General features: G+C 46.3%; 17 protein-coding genes. 11 read left to right on the top strand and 6 right to left on the bottom strand.

The window, feature by feature from the left end; translation table 11 throughout:
* Positions 1-156 precede the first annotated feature (156 nt).
* Both E5355_RS16595 and E5355_RS16590 read right to left on the bottom strand, forming a co-directional pair.
* Positions 157-894, bottom strand: a complete 738-nt coding sequence (locus E5355_RS16595) for a hypothetical protein (protein WP_136011213.1) — start codon at positions 892-894, stop codon at positions 157-159.
* Entirely contained in the window at positions 869-1,675 is an 807-nt protein-coding gene (locus tag E5355_RS16590) for a metallophosphoesterase family protein (RefSeq protein WP_136011212.1), read from the bottom strand. Before E5355_RS16590 ends, E5355_RS16595 begins: the two co-directional genes overlap by 26 nt.
* 284 nt (positions 1,676-1,959) lie before the next feature.
* Here E5355_RS16590 and E5355_RS16585 point away from each other — a divergent pair, with 284 nt between their 5' ends.
* The 7 genes from E5355_RS16585 to E5355_RS16560 all read left to right on the top strand — a co-directional run bounded on the left by E5355_RS16585 (position 1,960) and on the right by E5355_RS16560 (position 10,175).
* On the top strand, positions 1,960-4,275 hold the full coding sequence (locus E5355_RS16585) for an ABC transporter permease (RefSeq protein WP_136011211.1): 2,316 nt from the start codon (positions 1,960-1,962) through the stop codon (positions 4,273-4,275).
* Positions 4,276-4,300: 25 nt separating this feature from the next.
* Positions 4,301-4,984, top strand: a complete 684-nt coding sequence (locus tag E5355_RS16580) for an ABC transporter ATP-binding protein (protein ID WP_136011210.1) — start codon at positions 4,301-4,303, stop codon at positions 4,982-4,984.
* A 60-nt stretch (positions 4,985-5,044) separates the two neighbouring features.
* Positions 5,045-5,203, top strand: coding sequence for a hypothetical protein (locus E5355_RS19555; protein WP_168354365.1), 159 nt, complete (start codon positions 5,045-5,047; stop codon positions 5,201-5,203).
* 27 nt (positions 5,204-5,230) lie between these two features.
* Positions 5,231-7,555 (top strand): ABC transporter permease, encoded by a 2,325-nt coding sequence (locus tag E5355_RS16575; RefSeq protein ID WP_136011209.1) that lies wholly within the window; start codon positions 5,231-5,233, stop codon positions 7,553-7,555.
* Between the two features lie 149 nt (positions 7,556-7,704).
* Positions 7,705-8,352 (top strand): HAD family hydrolase, encoded by a 648-nt coding sequence (locus tag E5355_RS16570; protein ID WP_136011208.1) that lies wholly within the window; start codon positions 7,705-7,707, stop codon positions 8,350-8,352.
* A gap of 43 nt (positions 8,353-8,395) precedes the next feature.
* Positions 8,396-9,217, top strand: coding sequence for a 3-methyl-2-oxobutanoate hydroxymethyltransferase (panB, locus tag E5355_RS16565; RefSeq protein WP_025832138.1), 822 nt, complete (start codon positions 8,396-8,398; stop codon positions 9,215-9,217).
* Positions 9,198-10,175: an MFS transporter gene (locus E5355_RS16560; RefSeq protein WP_136011207.1), complete on the top strand. Its 978-nt coding sequence runs from the start codon at positions 9,198-9,200 to the stop codon at positions 10,173-10,175. The genes panB and E5355_RS16560 overlap by 20 nt, the downstream gene beginning before the upstream one ends.
* Here E5355_RS16560 and E5355_RS16555 read toward each other — a convergent pair.
* Both E5355_RS16555 and E5355_RS16550 read right to left on the bottom strand, forming a co-directional pair.
* The gene (locus E5355_RS16555) at positions 10,151-10,522 is read right to left on the bottom strand and encodes a diacylglycerol kinase family protein (protein ID WP_136011206.1); all 372 of its coding nucleotides are present in this window, start codon (positions 10,520-10,522) and stop codon (positions 10,151-10,153) included. The two genes, E5355_RS16560 and E5355_RS16555, sit on opposite strands and share 25 nt — an antisense overlap.
* A gap of 20 nt (positions 10,523-10,542) precedes the next feature.
* Positions 10,543-12,762 (bottom strand): RelA/SpoT family protein, encoded by a 2,220-nt coding sequence (locus E5355_RS16550; RefSeq protein WP_136011205.1) that lies wholly within the window; start codon positions 12,760-12,762, stop codon positions 10,543-10,545.
* A gap of 106 nt (positions 12,763-12,868) precedes the next feature.
* Here E5355_RS16550 and E5355_RS16545 point away from each other — a divergent pair, with 106 nt between their 5' ends.
* Both E5355_RS16545 and purT read left to right on the top strand, forming a co-directional pair.
* Positions 12,869-14,386, top strand: coding sequence for a DUF4301 family protein (locus E5355_RS16545; protein WP_136011204.1), 1,518 nt, complete (start codon positions 12,869-12,871; stop codon positions 14,384-14,386).
* Between the two features lie 132 nt (positions 14,387-14,518).
* Positions 14,519-15,685: a formate-dependent phosphoribosylglycinamide formyltransferase gene (gene purT, locus E5355_RS16540; protein ID WP_136011203.1), complete on the top strand. Its 1,167-nt coding sequence runs from the start codon at positions 14,519-14,521 to the stop codon at positions 15,683-15,685.
* 162 nt (positions 15,686-15,847) lie between these two features.
* Here purT and ispE read toward each other — a convergent pair whose 3' ends face one another.
* Positions 15,848-16,681: a 4-(cytidine 5'-diphospho)-2-C-methyl-D-erythritol kinase gene (gene ispE / locus E5355_RS16535; protein ID WP_136011202.1), complete on the bottom strand. Its 834-nt coding sequence runs from the start codon at positions 16,679-16,681 to the stop codon at positions 15,848-15,850.
* Between the two features lie 211 nt (positions 16,682-16,892).
* Between ispE and dnaB the strand changes: the two genes are divergently transcribed.
* Positions 16,893-18,464, top strand: a complete 1,572-nt coding sequence (dnaB, locus tag E5355_RS16530; protein WP_136011201.1) for a replicative DNA helicase — start codon at positions 16,893-16,895, stop codon at positions 18,462-18,464.
* Between the two features lie 159 nt (positions 18,465-18,623).
* Here dnaB and E5355_RS16525 read toward each other — a convergent pair whose 3' ends face one another.
* The gene (locus tag E5355_RS16525; RefSeq protein ID WP_136011200.1) at positions 18,624-23,087 is read right to left on the bottom strand and encodes a translocation/assembly module TamB domain-containing protein; all 4,464 of its coding nucleotides are present in this window, start codon (positions 23,085-23,087) and stop codon (positions 18,624-18,626) included.
* Between the two features lie 204 nt (positions 23,088-23,291).
* Between E5355_RS16525 and tsaD the strand changes: the two genes are divergently transcribed.
* Entirely contained in the window at positions 23,292-24,314 is a 1,023-nt protein-coding gene (gene tsaD / locus E5355_RS16520; protein ID WP_136011199.1) for a tRNA (adenosine(37)-N6)-threonylcarbamoyltransferase complex transferase subunit TsaD, read from the top strand.
* Positions 24,315-24,417 lie beyond the last annotated feature (103 nt).

Genomic DNA, 24,417 nt, shown 5'->3' with positions numbered 1-24,417 from the left:
GACAGTTGTTGAATTATCGTCCGACAGCTGTCGGACGATAATTCAACAACTGTCGGACGATAATATAACGATTGTGGAACGAATAGATTTAAGTAAAACAGAAATTAGTTGGCAGCAACTTCAGTAAGAGTTCATGGCGGTACTGAAAAAAAGAACTTATAGCAGTTGCAGTTTGATGCCAAACGACAAGCTCAGATAATCCTTGGGTTTCAGATACTTGTTGGTGAAGGCGCTGACTACATATAGGTCACATGTACTTATTTCATAGAAGAAAGTGATTTCTTTGGCCGTGAACCGTCGTTGCGGGTCGATGTCGTAAGTGATGCGCTGTCCTAAAAATACATGGGTGCGCACCTTGGAGGAGAATCCATAGTACCCTTTAGGGTAGCGTTCCGGTTCGTTGACCCAGAATTCATCGCCGAATACCGTGTTCAGATACATGCCACAAGCCAGCGGTTCTACAGAAAAACGGCTTTGTTTTATTTGCAGGCTCCAAGGAAGGTAGTTCTGCTTGACGGTGAATGTCAGCTTGGTACGTTTGGAGTCGTATTTGGGCAATACTCCGAAGAATACGTCTGTTTCCCATTGGTTTCTTTTGCCGTAATCCCATCCGGTACCGAATGACAGCAACCCCATATTGCCGGCAAACTGAATTTTTGTGTGTGTCGGAATCAGGGCCTCCCAATGCCTGCGGTAGCGGTGTACGCGGCGGTCATAACGGTTCTCCCTAGTCTGGCTTTCAATGATGGTATCCGGTTGCGGATCCATCCATACAGTATCGTGTTCTATGATGAAGATGGTATCTCTCTCTTGTGAAAAAGCAGAAAAAGAGCATACCGACAAGAAGACGACGGCACATGCCAGATGATTAATAATATGCCACTTCGCGTTCATATCCGTCGGGGGTTATGGTGAATATATAGTAATTGCGGTTCTTCATGCAGTCGCTCATGTAATACATTATCCCGTCTTCAAAGAGGTCTTTCTCGAAGCGATGGTGTTCGTGTGCGGATGTACAGAACTGCAGTCCGGGAAATTCCTTGATGTAACGCTGGAATACGTGTGCCACATTATTGTTGAACTCGTTGCAGAACGGGCGTATGTGCATGGACACAACGGTTTTATCGAATTCCTCTTCACGGTCGCGTATCTGTGCGGCAAGAAATTCGAAGTCGGGAATGGGGCGGGAGTAGTCGAATTCGATGGCGTTGGTATTCAGGCAGACAAACTTTACCCGTCCTGCAATGAAGGAGAAATTGGGGTTTCCGAATATTGCGCGATAAGTCTCTTCGCCCGTGCCCAGGCAGTCGTGGTTGCCGAGAAGTACCACATAGGGTATCTTGAGTTTGTTCATAATGTCCCGTTGCCAAAGGAACTCGTCTGTTACACCGAAGTCACTGACGTCTCCGCCATGAATGACGAAATCTATGTCGTCCCGCTTGTTGAGGTGGCTTACAAAGTCGGCAGTCTCGTCATACCAGCGCTGGGAGTCACCCATTGTTACGAACCGGATTGTTGTCTTGTTCTGGCAGTTCTGCTCTATTTGGGCAATGTTGTGGGCATTGACATCGGTTTCACCGCTGATGTGTACATCGTAAGGGTGATAATCTATCATGTCGCAGCCAGCCATGAGCAGGCATAGGAATGAAGGATATAAGAGTTTGGGGAATTTCATGTGCAGGTGCTTCATTTAATGTTTATACTCTATCTTTAGAAAACTGTGGGCAAAGGTAAAGTTTTCATTCTTATGGATTCTTTTCTAATTTCCCTTTTTTTTGTTCTATGAGGCTGAACAGAGATTCGGCCTCTGTCTAATTTTTAGACGGGAGTGTCTAAAAATTAGACACCTTTGTCTTCTTCTGAAATGCAATATGCATTGATAATCAGATTCGTGCATTCTTTGGCACGCTTTCTGCGATATGAAAAGCAAGAAAATATATCTAATAAACGATAAACGGAATGAAACAAATCTATTATGTAATTCAGACTTTGCTGCGGGGACGCGGTTCGAATATCATCAAGGTCATTTCTTTGGGATTGGGGTTGACGATGAGTATTCTGCTTTTCTCCCGCGTGGCATATGAACAGAGTTTTGACACTTGCTTTAAGGATTATGATAACTTGTATCAGGTATGGTCGATATTTTCGGTGAAAGGAGAGAAGTTTGAGCCTCAGGAGTGGAATTACGGTCCCGTGGCAGGGGCAATTTTGGAGAACTTTCCTCAAGAGGTGGAATCGGCGGTAAGTTTAAGCACGTCTATGGTATTTGCTCCCCTTTACAATGGAAGTGTGCGGCTTAATGATAGGAAAATTGCAGCCGATTCGCTGTTCTTCTGTACCATGGGCATTGACGTCCTGAACGGGAATCCCGAAAAGGACTTGGTGCAGAAGGATATTATTTTCTTGAGTGAACGCTTTGCAAGGAAAGTGTTCGGTGAGGAGAATCCTATAGGGAAAACGCTTAATTATGACCATCAGTTTGACCTGACGGTGAAGGGAATCTATGCCAATTTGCCTGAGAACGCCACAATCAATCCGGAAGCGGTTATCTCGATGCCTACCTTGTGGAGCCGCAACTGGAATGCCTACTCGTGGAGCGGGGGAGACAGTTGGGTAGAGTTTATCCGCTTCCGTCCCGGTGCCGACAAATCTGTTGTCAATGCGCGTATTGATGCCATGATAGACAAATACCGCCCGGCGGAAGATAAAAAAGTGTACGGTTACACGGCTTTTGTACAGCCCATCCGTGATACATATCGCAATTATGATGATGTGCGTCGGATGCGTGTCATCATGAGTATTCTTGGTTTTGCCATTCTTTTCATTGCGGCGTTGAACTATGTGTTGATTTCCATTTCCTCTTTGAGCCACCGCGCCAAGTCGGTAGGCGTACATAAATGCAGCGGTGCGAGCGGTGGCACGGTTTTCAGTATGTTTTTGCTGGAAACGGGCATCATCATTGTGGCGGCATTGCTGCTGATGGCGTTGATAATGATTAACTTCCGCGATTTTGTGGAAGACACGGTCGTGGTAAAGCTTTCCACCTTGTTGGCTCCGCAGCGTATCTGGGTACCATTGTCGGTAGTGCTTCTGCTGTTTATTGTGGGAGGCGTGTTGCCGGGCCGGCTCTTTGCGCGTATTCCCGTGTCGCAGGTGTTCCGCCGCTATACCGAGGGGAAAAAGGGGTGGAAGCGTCCGTTGCTGTTTGTGCAGTTTGCAGGCGTGGCATTCATCAGTGGATTGATGTGTGTGGTGATGTCGCAATATCAGTATGTACTGAAAAAGGATATGGGGTATAATCCCAAGCAGATAGCCATAGGCAATGCCTACTGGGATAATGAAGCGACGCGTGATGCAGCTTGTCAGTTCTTCAAGGGATTGCCCTACGTGGAAGCGGTGTCCAGCGCCAACAGCACCCCCATTAGCGGATATAGTGGTGCGATGATTCATAGTGAGAGCGGGCAGGCACTTTTCTCTTGTCGTGCTTCTTATTACATGCGCGAGGACTTTCCTGCCTTGATGGGCATGACTATGAAGACGGGACGTATGGCACGCGATAAAGAGGAAGTCGTGGTGAACGAGACTTTTGCCGAGATGATGCGTTGGGGAGACGACGTCGTGGGCCGTACGGTATATACCGAAGGGAATACATTCAAGGTCGTAGGGCAGTTGAAGGATTTCCAGATAGAGAGTTTCAGAACCGAGAAGATGCCTTTCATAGCCCGGGGAAACAAGAGTTTTTATGGAACGGTACATGTCCGTTTGAAAGAACCCTTTACCGAAAATCTGCAGAAGCTGAACCGCGATGTAGTCGAGGCTTTCCATGACCGGACCATTGACTTTATCGGCTATGAGAAAAGAATCGAGAACAGCTATAATTCTGTCCGTGTATTCCGCAATGCCACTTTGATGGCGGCAGTGACCATATTCTTCATCATGCTGATGGGACTGATTGGGTATACCACCGACGAGGTACACCGCCGCAGCAAGGAGATTGCCATCCGCAAGGTGAACGGGGCAGAGGCTTCCGGCATCTTGGAAATGCTGTCGAGGGATATACTCGTTGTGGCAGCTCCGGCAGTCGTCATCGGTACGGTATTGGCATGGCATGTCAACGGAATGTGGATGGAGCAGTTCGCGGAGCGTGTTCCCGTCAGCTGGGCAGTATACGTACTGGTAGTGATGGTCAATCTGGTGATTATCGTAGCCTGCGTACTTTGGAAGTCCTGGCGGATAGCGAACGAGAACCCGGTAAACAGCATTAAGAGCGAATAATAATAATATTAATACATAGAATATCATGATTGAAATTAACAACATCAGTAAAGTATTCCGTACTTCGGAAGTAGAGACTGTAGCATTGAACCACGTCAGCCTCGATGTAAAAGAGGGGGAGTTTGTAGCCATTATGGGGCCGTCAGGTTGCGGCAAGTCCACCTTGCTGAATATCCTCGGACTGTTGGACAATCCTACGGAGGGCAGTTACAAGCTGTTCGGTCAGGAAGTGGCGGACTTGAAGGAAAAGGAACGTACCCGTGTGCGCAAGGGCAAGCTGGGATTTGTGTTCCAGAGCTTCAACCTGATAGACGAACTGAATGTGTATGAGAATGTGGAACTTCCCCTTACGTACCTCGGCGTGAAGGCGGGTGAACGTAAGCGTATGGTAGAGGATATACTGAAAAGAATGAACATCAGCCACCGTGCCAAACACTTCCCGCAACAGCTTTCCGGCGGTCAGCAGCAACGTGTGGCGATAGCCCGTGCTGTCGTAACCAATCCCAAGCTGATACTTGCCGATGAACCTACCGGTAACCTGGATTCCAAGAATGGAGCCGAAGTGATGAATTTGTTGACGGAACTGAATAAAGAGGGAACTACGATTATTATGGTAACCCACTCTCAGCATGACGCCAGCTTTGCACACCGCACGATACATCTGTTTGACGGTAGCATCGTGGCAAATATCACTGCACAAGGATTGTAAGAGAAGAAAACCGGAAGATTCATTCTCTACAAGCAGCCGGACTGGGTGGTGATGTTGCGCATGCAGCGCATAAAGGCAGGCATTTCCGAGAAGGAGTATGACTACAGCCTATTCCGTGTGGATAATAGGATAGTCATTGTGTTGATAGTGGCGGTTGTGGTGCTGAAAGCATGGAGGATAGCGAATGAGAATCCGGTAAAGAGCATAAAGAGTGAATAGGAGTCTGTCTAAATAGTCAAAAGAATAATGAAACTACTTTACTATAGCATTTTGATGTTGTTGCGTGGGCGGGGAAATAATGTGACGAAGCTTATTTCTCTGACACTCGGTTTGTTTATGAGTATTTTGCTTTTTGCCTGCGTGGCATTCCAGTTGAGCTATAATCACTCTTTCCGGCAGTCGAATCAGCTTTATCTGGCTTATAAGAACCATGCGACGGCTGGAATGCAGGAGTATGTATACGGGCCTTTTGCAGAGGCCTTGCGCGAGAACTTTCCCGACCAGGTAGAAGACGCCACGGTGATGCGCCGGATGGAAGACTGGAACTTTTATCATGGTAATGTCCGCTTGTCGGGACTGACTGTTTTTGGTGATACACATTTGTTTTCCACATTAGGAATCCCGGTCTTGACGGGCAATACCGAAGAATTGAAAACCCCGGACGCTCTTTTCATTTCCCGTATGCTGGCAGATAAGTTGCGGGAGGGGGCGCCGTTGAATACGGTAATAGGTAAGGTGCTTTATCTGAATCACAAGACTCCCTACATTGTCAGAGGCGTTTTTCAGAACCAACCGGAGAATACGGATTTTCCCTTTGATGCGGTGGTTCCTATGGCCGAACTCTGGAATGAGCAGAGGGCGGGATGGGGATTTGACATAAGCTATACGGTAATTGCCCGTTTCCGTCATCCGGAACAGGATGTGCATGTCGTAGAAACGCGTCTTCCGGAATTGATGAAAAAATATATGCCTGATTTCGGGCAAGATGCCGGAGGAGAGAAAGCGTTTGTTTTCCGTTCATTGGCAGATTATCATACTGGAAACTCTACGGTACGTACCATGATATTGGCGACTACTCTTCTTGCAATCGTCATTTTGCTGGTGTCAGCTTTCAATTATGTGCTGATATCCGTCTCTTCCTTGTCCCATCGTGCCAAGGAGATGGGAGTGCATAAATGTAGCGGGGCTTCCGCCGGTACGGTATTCGGCATGTTCCTCACTGAAACAGCATTGATGGTGTTGTTATCCATTGCCGGGGTGGGGCTGTTGATGTATCTTTTTGCTGATTTCGTAGAGGAGATAGCAGCAGTCCGGCTTGCTTCTTTATTTGCCATACAGACGTTGTGGATGCCTTTCTTGGTGGTATTGCTTGTTTTTCTGTTGGCAGGCATTATGCCGGCATGCTTGTTCTCGTCCATCCCGGTGACGCAGGTCTTCAGTCGGTATACGGAGCATAATGCGTCTTGGAAGCGTCCGTTGCTTTTCATCCAGTTTCTGGGTGTTGCTTTTGCCTTTTGCTTTTTGCTGGTCGTGTTCCGGCAGTATCAGTCGGTGGTAGACCGTCCGTTGGGTTACAATCCGGAGCGCGTGGCGATATGTTGGGCCAAGCTGGGAGGCAGTTACGAAAACCGGTTGTCCTTTTTCAAAGAGCTTCCCATGGTGGAAGATTATACTTGTTCCAGCCAGCTTGTCTGCCAAGGCTATTGTGGTGAAACTTTTCGCACGAGTGAAGGTGTTGAAGTGACAGCCCGTATGGACTGGGTTTCTCCCAACTTTTTTCCGATGATGCAGGTGGATATTGTGGAGGGGCGTAACTTTACCCCTAAAAAGCGTTCATCCAATTTCGCCTCGGAGAATCACGAGCTGATAGTCAATCGTACTTTCGTACGTCAGGCCGGTTGGGAGGGAAGTGCTGTAGGACGTGTCATAAACCATGAAGGAGAAAGCCTGACGGTGGTTGGTATAATGGAAGATTATCCGGTGTACAGCGCATACAAGGAGCAGACGCCCGTACTTGTAGGATGGAAAGAAAAGCTAGGTTACGCGCATTACGTAAGGCTGAAGGAACCTTTTGAAGAGAATCTTGCCACATTGAATCGTACGGCGCTGGAAGCATTTCCCACAGAAGAGGTAGAGTTCGTTTCTTTGGAAAAAACCTTGGATGAGGAATATGTAAATGTGTATCGTTTCCGCAACGCGGTGTTTCTGACCGGTATTTCTATCTTTTTCATTGCACTGATGGGCTTGTTTGGGTATATCAACGATGAAATCTGCCGTCGCAGCAAGGAGATAGCCATCCGCAAGGTGAACGGGGCGAAATCGAGTGACATTATCGGCTTGCTGACAAGAGAAGTTGCCTGGATAGCATTGCCTGCGGTTTTTCTCGGAAGTTTTGCCGCTTTTGTTCTCGGACATTGCTGGCTGGAAATCTTTGCTGAGAAAATAACGGTGGATGCCGGGCTCCATGTGGGAGTAGCTATCCTAATCTTAACGGTTATTGCCGTTTGCATAGTATGGCGCACTTGGCGTATAGCCGATGAGAACCCGGTGAATAGCATAAAGAGTGAATAAAAAGTTTCCTAAATAGATGCAAGTTGTTCATTTGATATGAGTCAATTAAGAAGTACAAAGGTGAGAATTATTTGTTCGATTCGCAGATTATTCTCACCTTTGCGCATTATAATCTTTTGGTATTAACAGATTTAGGTAAAAGAATGTTTATGGATACAACAAAAGCAACCGCCGTACTTTTTGATTTTGACGGTGTGGTGGTAGACACGGAAACGCAGTACAGCCACTTCTGGCATGAAATGGGAAAGCAATATTTAGGTATGGACGATATTGAAGGTAGGGTGAAAGGCCAGACATTGGTTTATATATATGATACCTTTTTCCCTGGCATGGTGAAGGAGCAGGCTGAAATTACCGAACGGTTGAACCGTTTTGAACAGGAGATGTCATTCGACTTTATTCCCGGAGTGCTTGACTTCATTGCCGACCTACACGGGAATGGGGTGAAGACTGCCGTGGTGACCAGTTCCAACGAAGCGAAGATGGCAGCTGTCTATCGGGTTCATCCCGAAATAAAGACTCTTTTCGACCGTATCCTTACGGCCGAGATGTTTACGGCTTCCAAGCCTGCACCGGATTGTTTTCTGTTGGGTATGGAGGTTCTCGGCACAACTCCCGACACAACATATGTATTCGAGGATTCCTTCAACGGGCTGAAAGCCGGCATGGCTTCAGGAGCTACCGTTATAGGGTTGGCAACTACCAATTCCCGTGAAGACATAGCTCCGTTGTGCCATTATGTACTGGATGACTTTCAGGGATTCACTTACGATAAATTAACTCAATTGCACAAGTAATCAGAAAAAGGATTACCTTTGCGCCCGATTAATAAAAAATATCATCATGGGTTATATTTCAGACGACACTCGTAAAGTGACTACACATCGCCTTGTTGAAATGAAGCAAAGAGGCGAAAAGATATCAATGTTGACATCTTATGACTATACTATGGCGCAGATTGTAGATGGTGCCGGTGTAGACGTGATTCTGGTGGGAGATTCTGCTTCCAATGTAATGGCAGGCAATGTTACCACGCTTCCCATTACGCTCGACCAGATGATTTATCATGGCAAATCCGTGGTTCGCGGTGTGAAGCGTGCCATGGTCATCGTCGACATGCCTTTCGGCTCTTATCAGGGCAACGAACTGGAGGGATTGGCTTCCGCTATCCGTATAATGAAAGAAAGCCATGCCGACGCTCTCAAACTGGAGGGAGGCGAGGAAATCATCGGCACGGTAAAGCGTATTCTCAGCGCCGGTATTCCTATCATGGGACATCTCGGACTGATGCCCCAATCTATCAATAAGTATGGAACATATACGGTTCGTGCCAAGGATGATGCCGAAGCCGAGAAGCTGGTACGCGATGCGCATCTGCTGGAAGAAGCTGGATGCTTCGGACTGGTATTGGAGAAGATTCCTGCCGCATTGGCTGCCCGCGTGGCCAGTGAGCTGACTATACCCGTTATCGGCATCGGTGCCGGTGGTGATGTGGACGGCCAGGTGTTGGTGGTTCAGGATATGCTGGGTATGAATAACGGTTTCCGTCCCCGTTTCCTGCGTCGCTATGCCGACCTGCATACAGTGATGACGGATGCCATCAGCCGTTATGTATCCGATGTGAAGAATTTAGATTTCCCGAATGAGAAAGAACAGTACTAACAAACTAATGACTCTCAACTTTTGGCGGATGTGTATGGCAAATCTGTTGTTGTATACATCCGTCTACATGCTTTTTCCTCTGCTTCCTTTTGTGAAGGGAGAGCAGCTGGGCGTTTCCGCCGGGCAGGTGGGTAGCATGTTCTTGGTCTTTGCGATGGCCATGTTTGCTGTGGGGCCTTTCCATGCTTATCTGGTCGATGAATATAAAAGGAAGCACGTGCTCCTTTACTCCACATTCATTATGCTGACGGCTGTTCTGGGGTATGCCTTTGTGGATAGTTATACGAAATTTCTGCTGCTTGCCGCTGTGCAGGGGGCATGTTTCGGGCTGGCAACCACAGCGGGCATTACGGTGGCCATTGACATAACGACTTCCGCGCGTCGCAGTGCAGGAAACATGGTATATGCATGGGTTGCACGCTTGGGTATGCTGGTGGGGGTTGTTTTGGGCATTGGCATGTATAAGATGTATGGTTTCCGTATGGTGACCTATTTGTCCGTAGCTACCGGATTGGCCGGCATCTTTTTCGCATCGAGGGTATATGTGGCTTTCCGTGCTCCGATAGGTGTGTCGCTGTGCAATATGGATCGCTTCTTATTGCCGCGTGCATGGGTGCCTGCCATCAATATGCTGCTGATTGCTTTTGCACCGGGAGCATTGCTACCGCTGATGTTTGTGGGCGATTACTGGTCATTGGCGGCATTGGCTGTATTGGTGTTCATTACAGTCCCGTTCATGAAGATGTTTGTCAAATTGTCACACCACTGCCAGCGTGGAACGGCAAACACCACTTGCCATTTGTTTATGGAGGGAGGGCTGTTGGCCGGTATGACTGTGTCTTGCTGTCTGATGGACAGAGTACTGGTATATCATGTGGCATCTGTTGCCGCTATGCTTGCAGTATTCTTCTTTGTGCTGCTGACCTATCCTTATTATAAGAAGAAGCGGGTGAGATAGGGGATAAATACAACCAATCCTATAATGGCCGCCGTTGCAGCACATACCAGTACTGCTCCGGCGGCTATGTCTTTTACTTGCCCTGCAATGGGATGTCGTTCCGGAGAAACCAGGTCGACCAGCTTCTCAATGGCGGTATTGAACAGCTCGGCAGCTATTACCACACCGATACAGAGGATGACAATCATCCAATCAGTCCGGGTAATGTCCAATAAGAATCCGGCAATTATTGTGAGTACCGTAACAATCAGATGGAAGCTTAGGTTCTGCTCTTTTCCTACGCAGCACCGGATACCTTTCCAGGCATAGCCGAAACTGCGCAACTGCTTTTTAAAGTCGTACTGCATACTTTCAATGTGCTAATACATTAATTCCTTGTGACTTGTTTTACTCCTTTTACAGTTCTCAGTTTTTTGATGAGCGCTTCCAAATGCCCTGTATCGTTTACCTTGATGGTCAGTGTTCCGGAGAACAGTCCGTCATGCGAGTCAATACCGATGCTTCTCAGAGTAATGCCCGTTTCTTTGGAAATGATGGAAGTGATGTTGGTCACGATACCGATATCATCATGTCCTACTACACGCAGGGTGATAGGATACTGTGTACCTTGTGACTTTCCGGCCCAGCGTGCCTTTACGATGCGATAGCCGAAACGTGAATGCAAGTCGCTGGCATTGGGGCAGTCGCAACGGTGTATCTTGATGCCTCCCGTCACACTGACAAAGCCGAATACATCATCTCCATAGATGGGGTTGCAGCAGCGTGCCAGCTTGAAATCCAGCCCTTTCAGATTCTGGTCGATGACGAGTACATCTTCTTTGGTACTTATCTCTTCGGGTATTCCCTGCTGCAAGTTGTAGCCTTCGGCACTGCGATAGGTTATCTCGTCGCGCGTATCGTTTTCCCGTTTTTGCTGTTCCTGGTATTTGTCTATAATCTCGTTGACATCCAGCTCTTCATCGGCTATAGCCTGATAGAAGTCGGTTACTATCTTGAAGCCGAGGCGCTTGATGAGGCGCATCATGGTTCCTTCATCATACTCTATCTTCCGGTTCTTGAACTTGCGTTCCAATGTCTCTTTGGCGAAGGCATGCTGGCGTGCGACCATTTCTTTCAATGCCTGGCGTATTTTAGTACGGGCCTTGGAGGTGGTTACGATGTTCAGCCAATCCTGCTTGGGCGTCTGCGTATTCGATGTCATTATCTCCACTTGGTCACCGCTATGCAGCATTTGCCTCAGCTGTACATTCTTGCCGTTTACTTTGGCACCGATGCACTTGCATCCCAGTTTGCTGTGAATGTGGAACGCAAAATCGAGCACGGTGGAGCCTTTGGCCAGTTTGAACAAATCGCCTTTGGGGGTAAATACAAAGACTTCATCTTCGTACAAATCCAGTTTGAACTGGTCCATGGTTTCCAGCCCGTTGCTGTCCGAATTCTCTAAAGCTTCGCGTACGGAAGTCAGCCATTCGTCCAGTCCCGATTCTCCTTTCACCCCTTTGTATCGCCAGTGGGCGGCCAGACCGCGTTCGGCAATGTCGTCCATGCGTTCGGTACGTATCTGTACTTCTACCCATTTGCCTTCGGGCCCCATCACGGTGATGTGTAGTGATTCGTAGCCGTTGCTCTTTGGTACAGACAGCCAGTCTCGAAGCCGTTTCGGGTTGGGTTGGTACATATCTGTTACAATGGAGTAGGCTTGCCAGCAGTCCATTTTTTCTTTTTCTTGGCTGGAATTCAGGATGACACGGATGGCAAACAAGTCATATACACCTTCGAAGGGGCATTTCTGCTTCTTCATTTTCTGGTAGATGGAGTGGATGGACTTGGTGCGTCCTTTGATGTGAAACTTGAGTCCGGCCTCTTCCAGCTTCTTCCGTACCGGTGCTATGAAAGCAGCAATGTACTTGTCGCGCGATGCCTTAGTTTCGTTTAGCTTCTCCTTGATGTGGTAGTAAACTTCTTTTTCGGTATATTTCAGTGAAAGATCTTCCAGTTCCGATTTAAGTTTGTATAGCCCCAGTTTATGAGCTAAGGGAGCATAGAGATATGCCGCCTCATTGGCTACCTGCCGACGGGCTTCGTCATTTTCGCAGTCCTTGATTTGCCGCATGATATTTACGCGGTCGGCAATCATGATGAGGATGACACGCATATCTTCGGCAAAGGTAAGCAATAGGTTGCGGAAATTTTCGGATTCGATAGCAGGACTTCTGGCATAGAGTTCGTTCACGCGTATCAATCCGCGGATGATGCCTGCCACATCTTCACCATAAATCTGCTTCACCTCCTGTGTAGTGCAAGTGCCGCAGCGTACAGAGTCGTGCAACATAAGTCCTAGGATGGAAGCACGTCTCATGCCGATTTCTTCGGCCACGATGACAGCCGTCTGCATATCCTTGATGACGGGATTCAAACCGAATAGGTCACGCTGGATGCGGTTGTTCTGTATGGTACTAATAAGATGCGTTTTCAGTTTTTTACAGTCTCCTTTCCGAAGGGTTTCTCCGGAAAGTTGCAACAGTTTGCGGTAGAGAGAGAAGAGCAAATCTTTCTCTCGGGTAGTGAAAAATTCATCAGTTTCCATAATCGTCCGTATTTTATGCTTCAAAGGTAAGTTTTTTCTTCATTTTCTTGACAGCAGTTCTGCTTTTTTTGTATTTTTGGGCATGAATTAATAAAACAAGATATATATGATAACACCGCAAGACAAAGAGTTGCTCGAAAATAAAGGCATCTCCGAAGAACGAATAGCTGAACAGTTGGCTTGTTTCGAAAAAGGTTTTCCATACTTGAAGCTGTCTGCCGCCGCTTCTGTAGAAAAAGGTATATTGGCTCCGGATACGGATGAACAGAAGAAATATCTGGACGCGTGGGAGGCATATACACAAACCGATAAAGTGGTGGTAAAGTTTGTGCCTGCTTCGGGTGCTGCCAGTCGTATGTTCAAAAACTTGTTTGAATTTCTCGGGGCAAACTATGATGCTCCCCAGACAAGTTTTGAAAAGACTTTTTTTGAGAGAATAGAGAAGTTTGCTTTTTATGATGACCTGAATACCGCCTGTCAGAGGGGTACAGGAAAGGGCATACCGGCTTTGGTTGCTGCCGGAAACTACAAGGCGGTTGTTGCTGCCTTGCTCGAAGGAGCCGGACTGAACTATGGTGCTCTGCCCAAAGGATTGCTGAAGTTCCATAAGTATGAAGACAATAGCCGCACGCCGCTGGAAGAACATTTGGTAGAAGGAGCGTTGTATGCTGCCAATAAGAATGGTAAGGTGAATGTACATTTCACGGTTTCGCCTGAACACCGTGCTTTGTTCAAGGCTTTGGTAGACGAAAAGGCTGCCTCTTATGCAAAGAAGTATGGGGTGGATTACGAGATTACTTTCTCAGAGCAGAAAACAAGTACCGATACCATTGCTGCCGATATGGAAAACAAACCGTTCCGTGACAGTGGCAAACTTGTGTTCCGTCCGGGCGGTCATGGTGCATTGATTGAAAATTTGAACGACCTTGATGCGGATATTATTTTTATAAAAAATATAGACAATGTGGTACCCGACAAACTGAAAGGTGATACCGTGTTATATAAGAAACTGATTGCCGGTGTACTGGTAGCTTTACAACAGAGAGCGTTTGCTTATTTGCAGTTGCTTGACAGCGGGAAGTATACGCACGAACAAATTCTTGAAATCCTGCAATTCCTACAGAAACAACTCTATTGCAAGAATCCGGAGACAAAGAATCTGGAAGATGCCGAGTTAGTTATATATCTGAAAGAGAAGCTGAACCGTCCGATGCGTGTTTGCGGTATGGTGAAAAACGTAGGCGAACCGGGTGGGGGGCCGTTCTTGGCATACAACAATGACGGTACTATCTCTTTGCAGATTCTGGAAAGTTCGCAGATTGATATGGGCGACCCGGAAAAGAAGGAGATGTTTGAAAAGGGTACCCATTTCAATCCGGTAGATTTGGTTTGCGCCGTACGTGACTATAAAGGGCATAAGTTTAATCTTGTGAAGTATGTGGATAAAGCGACGGGGTTCATTTCCTATAAGTCCAAGAACGGAAAGGATTTGAAAGCGCTTGAACTCCCCGGTTTGTGGAACGGAGCCATGAGCGACTGGAACACAGTGTTTGTAGAAGTGCCTCTGACGACGTTCAATCCGGTAAAAACGGTGAATGACTTGTTGAGAGACCAACACCAATAAGAGGATTTACTATTAGACGATTTACTATTTACTATTGGCTGCGCTGTAATCGGGCAGCGGATGGTAAGTAGTAAATCGTCTGATTGTATAGTGTTAAATTGTAAATCGTCAAATAGTAAATAAATAGATAGGATGAAAAAGATTTTATTGTTGGGTTCCGGTGAACTGGGCAAAGAGTTTGTCATTTCAGCCCAACGCAAAGGCCAGTATATTATCGCCTGCGACTCGTATGCCGGAGCGCCTGCCATGCAAGTGGCAGATGAATGTGAAGTATTCAGTATGCTCGATGGAGATGCCTTGGAACGTGTGGTGCGAAAACACCAGCCGGATATCATTGTTCCGGAAATCGAAGCTATCCGTACGGAACGTCTGTATGATTTCGAGAAAGAAGGTATTCAAGTGGTGCCCAGTGCCCGCGCCGTGAACTTTACCATGAACCGTAAGGCTATACGTGACCTTGCAGCTAAAGAGTTGGGACTGAAAACTGCTAGATATTTTTATGCCAAATCTTTGGATGAACTGAAAGCTGCTGCTGAAAAGATTGGTTTCCCGTGTGTGGTGAAACCGCTGATGTCCTCTTCCGGCAAAGGCCAGTCTCTCGTAAAAAGTGCCGACGAATTAGAGCATGCCTGGGAGTATGGCTGTAATGGTAGCCGTGGAGACATCAAAGAACTTATCATTGAAGAGTTCATTAAGTTCGACAGTGAGATAACATTGCTCACTGTAACGCAGAAGAATGGCCCGACTTTGTTTTGTCCACCTATCGGCCATGTACAGAAAGGTGGAGACTATCGTGAAAGTTTCCAGCCTGCCCATATTGACCCTGCCCATCTGAAGGAGGCGCAGGATATGGCAGAGAAGGTGACCCGTGCCTTGACCGGTGCCGGATTGTGGGGAGTGGAATTCTTTCTCAGCCATGAGAATGGTGTCTATTTCTCCGAACTTTCTCCACGTCCGCACGATACAGGTATGGTAACCTTGGCCGGAACGCAGAATCTGAATGAGTTTGAATTGCACTGCCGTGCGGTGCTCGGTCTGCCTATTCCTGGCATCAAGCAGGAGCGTATAGGAGCCAGTGCAGTCATCCTCTCTCCGATAGCTAGCCAAGAACGTCCCAACTATCGCGGTATGGAAGAGGTTACGAAAGAAGAGGATACTTATCTGCGTATTTTCGGCAAGCCTACTACCCGCGTAAACCGTCGTATGGGTGTAGTGCTGTGTTATGCACCTCTTGGCAGTGACCTTGACACGCTGCGCGACAAAGCGAAACGTATTGCAGATAAGATAGAGGTGTATTAATGATTGGTGATGAATAATTTGGTGATTTGTTGGTGAATGGATGTCATCGACAAATCATCAATCTCTTAGTTCTTTCACAATCTAGGTTGTTTTTAACTTTCTGTAAGAACAACCTAGATGTACTTTTGTTTCCGGGAATCAGTACGTTGTGTTGATATATTTTTAAATATCAGTGAACTGGCTTTTGTATACAAAAACTTTTTCTCCGAAATCCACTTCCGGCAATACGGCATCCTCTTTGAATAATCCGTAAACAGATGACCCTGAACCACTCATGGAGGCATATACAGCTCCTTGTCGGTACATCTCTTTCTTAATTTCTCCGATAGCCGGGAATTGGGGGAATACGCTTTCTTCAAAGTCATTGACCATTCGTCCGTTCCATTCTTCTACGGGTAATCGGGCTATTTCTTTCAGAGATATTTCCGGATGATGCGGTTTTATTTTTGCAAAGGCATCCCGCGTAGAGACGAATATGTCCGGTTTCACCAACCATATCTGGTATCCTTTCAGTGATAGAGGAAGGGGAGAAAAAATGTTTCCGATACCTTCTGCGTAAGTCGGACGGTTTCTGATGAAGAAGGCACAGTCGGCACCCAGCTTGGCGGCATACTCTTCCAGAGTGTCATCCGGTAGTCCGAGTTCAAACTTATTATTCAGAAGTTTCAGCATGAAGGCAGCATCAGCCGAGCCGCCACCCAGTCCGGCTCCCGAGGGAATATGCTTGAAGAGATGAATCTCTACCGGAGGAAGGTTGAACCGGTCATCCAGCAACTTGTAGGCTTTCACTACCAAGTTACTCTCCGCTTCTCCCTCAATTTCCAGACCTGCCTGATGCAGACGAAACTTTCCGTTTCCTTCATTCAAAATATTTATTTCCAAAGCATCTTCTATGGGAACCGGATAGAAAATGGTTTCCAGATTATGGTATCCGTCCGGACGTTTCTCTGTGATATTCAGTCCCAGGTTTATTTTGGCATTTGGAAAAGTCAGCATGGCATTGATAATTGATAATTAATAATTTAAAATTAAAAAAGGAAAGCTGTGAGGCAGTTTCCGAAGACAAAGTTAGTGATTTCTGTTCATAGTAGATTGAAAACTTAACAATGATTTATTTACCGCCTATAAATAAATTCGCTTATCTTTGCTTCCCCTTTCCAAAAGGGAAGTTCATTTAATTTTCAATTTTTAATTTTTAATTTTTAAAGTGGCAGAACAAAGAAGAACATCTCGCACTCCGAAAGGAAAGACACCACAGCCCGTAACAGACTACGGACGTATTCAGCCGCAAGCACCGGAGCTGGAAGAAGCTGTCTTAGGAGCCTTGATGATTGAGAAGGACGCTTATTCGCTGGTAAGTGAAATCCTTCGTCCGGAGTCATTCTATGAGCATAGACATCAGTTGATATATTCCGCCATTACCGATTTGGCAGTGAATCAGAAGCCGGTCGACATCCTCACCGTGAAGGAGCAGCTTTCCAAGCGGGGAGAACTAGAAGAAGTGGGAGGACCGTTCTATATTACCCAACTCAGTAGTAAGGTGGCATCTTCCGCACACATCGAATATCATGCACGTATTATTGCACAGAAAGCTTTGGCACGTGAACTGATTACTTTTACCAGCAATATCCAGAGCAAGGCTTTTGACGAGACGCTGGACGTGGATGATTTGATGCAGGAGGCTGAAGGAAAACTGTTCGAGATTTCCCAGCAGAACATGAAGAAGGATTACACGCAGATTAATCCGGTTATTGCCGAAGCCTATGATTTGATTCAGAAAGCTGCTGCCCGTACCGATGGTTTGAGTGGTTTGGAAAGTGGGTATACCAAACTTGACAAGATGACTTCCGGATGGCAGAAGTCCGACCTCATTATTATTGCAGCCCGTCCTGCCATGGGTAAAACGGCATTCGTACTTTCCATGGCGAAAAACATTGCCGTGAATTTCCGCAATCCTGTAGCGCTTTTCTCGCTTGAAATGAGTAACGTGCAGTTGGTGAACCGTCTGATATCTAACGTGTGCGAGATTCCGAGTGAAAAAATCAAGAGCGGTCAGTTGGCAGACTATGAATGGCAGCAGTTGGATTACAAACTGCGTGATTTGCTGGATGCTCCGCTCTATGTGGACGATACGCCTTCTTTGTCGGTATTCGAACTCCGTACAAAGGCACGGCGTCTGGTACGTGAACATGGAGTGAAGGTTATCATCATCGACTACCTTCAGTTGATGAATGCAAGCGGAATGTCTTTTGGTAGCCGTCAGGAAGAAGTTAGTACCATTTCGCGTTCATTGAAGGGGCTGGCCAAGGAGCTGAACATTCCCATCATCGCTCTGTCGCAGTTGAACCGTGGTGTGGAAAACCGTGAAGGCGAAGAAGGCAAGCGTCCCCAGTTGAGTGACCTTCGTGAATCTGGTGCCATCGAGCAGGATGCTGATATGGTGTGCTTCATCCATCGTCCCGAATATTACAAGATTTATACTTCTGCCGATGGCAGTGATTTGCGTGGTATGGCAGAAATCATCATTGCAAAGCATCGTAACGGTGCCGTAGGGGATGTGCGTCTGAGATTTATCGGGCAGTACACCCGTTTCCAGAACCCGGAGGATGATATGGTTATCCCACCTCCGACAGAGGGTGGAGGAGCTACATTCGGCTCACGTATGAATGCGCCTATTGGAAGTACGGCCACACCGCCGCCCCCATCGGCTAGCGACTTTCCGTTACAGACAGACAACCCGTTTGGAGGTATGGGGGCAGACGGCCCACTGCCTTTCTGATATATTTTTATAGCTACACCCTTTGCCTTGAATGCCTATACCATCGTAGAGTAATGGCTACACCTTCAGGCGCAAAGGGTGTAGTCATGTTAAAATGCTGTATTCTAGCCTGTTTGCTTATTCTACAACCTTCAATGTGGACAAGTGAAAACGTCAATCTTACTTTTGCTTCCTTTTCCGTTTTGATTGTGCCTCGGGTATCTGCTGTTCTGTGTTTATTTTATCAGTGGATAGAGTATTGTGTTTTACTTCTTGTTCCTTTCTCAACCGGTTGAGTTTCCATTTGTTCCAGAAAAGGAGCTCACTCCATTTGTTGAAATCTTTTTTGAAGATAATGCCAATACCTTGTGTCGTCAGATTTGTCCGGGTATAGTAGCGGTCGTTCGTTTCGTTGTACGCTTTCAAGCGGATGTCTCCGGAACGGTTGACGAGCCATTCCGCTTCAAAGTCTCCCACAAAATTGGTGTTTGCCATCGGATTGTCACGATAACCAAAATTACCATTGATAAGTAGTCGGTTATTCAATAATTGTCCTGAAAGCATGGTCTCGAACTCTACGTCTGTCCAGCCTCTTTCTCCGGTGCTGAAATTGGTACCGAAGTTCCAGTTATTGATATCGAGAATGTTCGACAAAGCGTTATTCAACTGTCCGGAAAGGGTGGATGAAACAACACTGGACATCATATTCGAATTCTGGGTGGCTCCCAAGTTTTCCGGGGTATAGAACTTGCCGATAGCCAGCAGATAGAGTATCTGCATGTTCATTTGTTCATCGGTAGGAATATAGTTTCGGACAATGGCTTGCACTTCATCGCGTTCGTTGGGCAGTTCGATGTCGAATTTTACATCAGGTGAAGTCAATTGTCCGGTAAGGTCCATCATGCAGTTCACTTTTACATTTGTCTGGCTGATGTAGCCGGAGGTTGCCTCGTTGGGCATCAAGTCATTTAAGGATGCTGAGTTGACCGTATAGCCTGCCTTTATGTCCAGAGTGGCATCCAGTGGCGAGCCGTTGAATGTAATGGTACTTCCATCTCTGATTATAAAGTCCTTCCGGATGACCTCTTGCAGGCTGAATTTGTAGACTCCCTGGCTTATCCGGTAACTGCCGAACATCTTTACATCTCCTTTATTGAAGAACTCAGTACGGATACTTCCGGTTCCCCGTCCACTGATATAGTCGCCGGCCATAGGGTCCATAATAATCTTCATGGTGGCGTCGGGAGTGGCGTCTACCAAGAGATTCAGCCGGATATCAGTGTCGTTCTCTTTCTCTTCCTCAATTTCCTTTTGAGCAATCTCGTAGTCGGAAAGGCGGACAGAGTCTTGTATGGCACGGCGTGGTGTCTTGTCCACAAACTTGATGAACTGGTTGCTGACTGCTGTAGAAACATTATCCTTTATATATGTAAAGGAGGTGTTACGATTGGTGGTCATTGCAACGTCAATGTTCACGCCATCTTGGGCGTTACCGGCAATAGTGGCATTTCCCGTACCATAGACGGTACCATAGAAGGGGTAGTCTGGTGATTCTTTGGTATTCATCACCAGCATGTCGTTGACATTGAAATTGAAACGGTACTCCAGGTTCTTGAAATGCTGATAGTGCAGATAGCCACTCATGCTGCCTTGATGCCCTTGCGTGTCGAAAATGCGGTTGTTGCGGAAGGTCAATCCGCCGGGTTCGATGTAGATGCTGTCTTTGACGGAGAAAGTGGTGTTGAGCACGTCTACCTTCATGGAGGCATCGCCAAATATACGTCCTTCCATGGTAAGAGCCTTGAATTTGCCATAGAAATGTACATGTCCGGTGGCACGTCCGTTGAATTCGGGCGTGATGCTGCTCATATAATGATGTATAAACTTCAGGTTGGTGCCGCCCGCTTCAATCTGGAGGTCTAATGAGCTGGTGGGTTTCAGGGGATAGACATAGCCATACACATGGCTTTTGGCAATGTCTTTCTCCCGGATATGGGCATCGAGATAGATGCCTTTCACATCGTGGTGCCATTCTCCGTGTATATTGGCATCACCCAACAATCCTTCGTTCAGCCCGAGGTTGCGGATAAACAAGTCGGTACTCATGACGGGCTTTTCCAGTACTCCGCTAGCGAAAGCCGGACCGGTGGCTTCTCCTTTGAAATTGACTCCGAGGTCTGCAATGTCGAATACATAACCAATGTTAATTTCCTTCAAATCCAGACGTACAGTATCTTCGGGTTGTGGTGAAACGATACCATTGATACGCAAGTGCCGGTCTTTATGGCTAAAGTAAAAATCATTGATGTACACTTTGCCGGAGTCGAATACGACCTGAGAAGGATGTATATCCCACAGTGTATCGTTCAGTATTACGTTGGTGGGCTGAACATCAATGACGGTTTTTAAGTCTCTCTTGCTTTCATTTGCTTCTTTCTGTTCACGGATGAAATGGGCGACAGCGGCAAGTTTCCCGCTGTAGGTTACAGTGCTACTGTTACCCCAATTCAGCGTGGTCTGTATGCTGTTGTTCTGGGCTTGCGCTTCTAAGGCTATATTGACTGCGCCATTTGATTTGCGGTTGTTGAAACGTAGGCGCGTATGGAATTGGTCACTGGGATTCTCGCAAAGGAACATTCCTGATTCAATGAATTTGTTCTCATAGCGGAGACGGGGAAAATAGCCTTCTACGCGGAGCCGCTGTGCCTTGTCATTGAAGTATCCTTTAATAGTGGAATGGGTATATACTTTTATCGGAATCTGAAAGACGGTGGAGAGTAGTTCCGTATTGTAAATGTGCATGTCGAAATGGAAATTATTCTCAGTTTCTATGAGTTTCTTGTCTGGCAGAATCAGGGCGGGGATATAACGCTGTATGATATTCAGTACACTGGCAGGCAAGGTACGATAAGAATAGTCTCCTTCTATGCTACCTTGGAGAAAATTGGATTGGATGGTCAGCTGTTTCCGGTCTTTGCTTTTCCTTATGGCAGATATCTTCAGATTGTCCAGAAAGTATTGTGCTTCCGGAGCTGCGAACAGTAAGCTGTCAACGTTGATTTCACCGTTCATCTCGTCAATGGAACCACCGGTGAAGTCAGCTTTGACCTTGACTGATATTTCCGCATCTTCATAGTTGGGTGTCAGATGTAGGGCATGAGGACGAAATTTGTCGATGTTTGCCTGAAAATTGAAAGTAGGTATCCGACTGGCGGTATTGATAGTACCGTTCAAAATAACAGTACCATTGGTGTCATCCAAGGCGACTTTTCCTGTGAAACCTCCCTGCTTGTATTCTCCATCCAAGGTGATGTTCTCGTAAGTGTAGTCGCTGTAATCAATGGAGGTAACCAATCCCTTCAATATGACAGACGGGTATTGGTTTTCGTAATGATTACTGTTGACATCCAGGTTAAAGGTTACTTTGCCGAGTTTATTGTTACCCAACATCCTGCCAAGTTCGAATTCCTTTGTTTTTATTGCACCGGAATAGGCAAAATAACCTTTATCTTTGTTAGAACTTAGTTTTACGTCAGTTTGGATGGTTCCGATGTCGGTGCGTACTTGTCCGTAAGTTACGAGGTCTGTGAAGTAGCCCGAGACTTCTCCACGGAAGGAAACCGTTCCCAAGTGTTGCAGGACTGGAGGTACTCCATTATAGTTCTTGCTGAAATTCCGAACAAGGAAGGCCATTCCTTCCGGATCTACGTACAAATTGGACAAATTGCCGAATATATAAGCACTTTCCGGATGGGAAAGGTCTTGCAGAGATACGTCTCCCCTCAGATAAAAATGATTTCTGACAGAGACGGAAAGGTGTGGACAATTCAGTTGATTGATGGTACCGTCCGTCTGTACCTCTACTTGCAATTTCTCCTTGAAGGAACTAAAAGCCGGAACAAAAGCCGATAAATCCTGCAAGGCAATTTGAGAGGGTAGCAAATGGAATGAGAAACGTACATCTTGGGCAAGATTGTTAAAAGCCCCCAGGTTGTCATAATCCATGTGTATAGTATCCATTGCCAAAGAGGTGTTGGGGAGGTCAATGGCAAAATTTTCGATTTTCATCCGTTGGTTGTTGCCGATAACCTTTAGGCTTAGTTTCTTCAATTCAAATCCGGAGTGCTCCTCTTCGATACTCAGACGCTTGATGGCGGCATTAATAGAATCATTTTGCAATGCTTTTAGGGAGATGTTTGCAATAATGTTGCGCAAGCGGAGATGCTGTGGATTGAACTTTCCCGGAGTCTCTTTTTCAGACAGAACATCATACGAAACCTTTCCGCGACGTATCAGTAAGGAATTGATACGGAGATTCAGATTGGTTTTCTTTTGAACCGTATCTTTGGATGCGAATGCGTCAAGTACAAACTGAAAATTAGGTTTATCCTTGGGAGTCTGCTTGCTCAGATTGATGTTAAATCCAAACAATTGTATATTACTGATGGATATTTTGCCGCTGAATAGGGGGAGAATATCGAATTTGGCAGAAAGACGGGTCACCTTCAGTATTTCTTTACCGGACAGGTCATTCAGGAGCAGGTCGTCGATGATGATGCGGTTCAGCAATCCTATGTTTATTCGCCCAATGGAAATCTTGCTGTCCAGCATGGAAGCCAGTTCATTGGCAACAAATACAGACATTTGCCGCTGAACATATGGAATGTTCAGCAACATGATGGTACCGATATACAGGCCCAATACAATACCGAGTACCCAGCGTACTGTTTTTTTTAGCTTTCTGATAGGCGGTTAATTTTTATAATCTCGCCACAAAAATATGAAATAATACGTTATGAATCGTACTTTTATCACTACTTTTGCAGCGTTTAAACGTAAATAAACATTATGAGTACAATAATCTTGGGAATAGAATCTTCTTGTGATGACACTTCTGCAGCTGTCATCAAAGATGGCTATCTGCTTTCGAATGTGGTGGCCAGCCAAGCTGTGCATGAAGCATATGGTGGGGTAGTGCCTGAACTGGCTTCCCGTGCGCACCAACAAAATATAGTTCCGGTAGTGCATGAGGCATTGAAACGCGCCGGAGTAACCAAAGAGGCATTGAATGCTGTGGCCTTTACTCGTGGACCGGGATTGATGGGGTCTTTGTTGGTGGGGGTATCTTTCGCCAAAGGGTTCGCCCGTTCATTAGGTGTTCCTATGATTGATGTTAATCATTTGAATGGACATGTGTTAGCTCATTTTATTAAAGTAGAAGGTGAAGATAATGTGCAGCCGGAGTTTCCTTTCCTTTGCTTGCTGGTTTCCGGTGGTAATTCGCAAATTATTTTAGTGAAGGCTTATAATGATATGGAGATTCTGGGGCAGACGATTGATGACGCTGCAGGCGAGGCAATTGACAAATGCTCGAAGGTAATGGGATTGGGGTATCCGGGTGGTCCTATTATTGATAAGCTGGCCCGTCAGGGTAATCCTAAAGCCTTCTCGTTCAGCAAGCCGCATATTCCGGGGCTGGATTATAGTTTCAGTGGATTGAAGACTTCATTTCTCTACTCTTTGCGTGACTGGATGAAGGAAAATCCCGATTTTATCGAGCATCATAAGACGGATTTGGCAGCTTCGTTAGAGGCTACTGTTGTGGATATCTTGATGGACAAGTTGCGTAAAGCCGCCAAGCAATATAAGATAAAGGAAGTGGCTGTGGCAGGAGGCGTCTCCGCTAATAATGGATTACGTAATGCATTTCGTGAGCATGCAGGGAAATATGGCTGGAAGATATTTATTCCGAAGTTCAGCTATACGACAGATAATGCCGCCATGATTGCCATTACAGGATACTTTAAATATCTGGACAAAGATTTTTGTCCAATGGAGGCACCTGCTTATTCGCGTGTTACTTTAGGATAAGTATATAATAATATATAAGGTCACTAGTGTCCCGTTAAAATCGGGACGAGTTATTAATTAATCAAATAATCCCGGAATAAGGGGATTAAATTGTTCTTTGACA

It is taken from the genome of Bacteroides muris (ex Afrizal et al. 2022), from assembly GCF_004793475.1.
GTDB lineage: Bacteria > Bacteroidota > Bacteroidia > Bacteroidales > Bacteroidaceae > Bacteroides > Bacteroides muris.
This window is presented reverse-complemented; position numbering and strand designations above follow the sequence as displayed.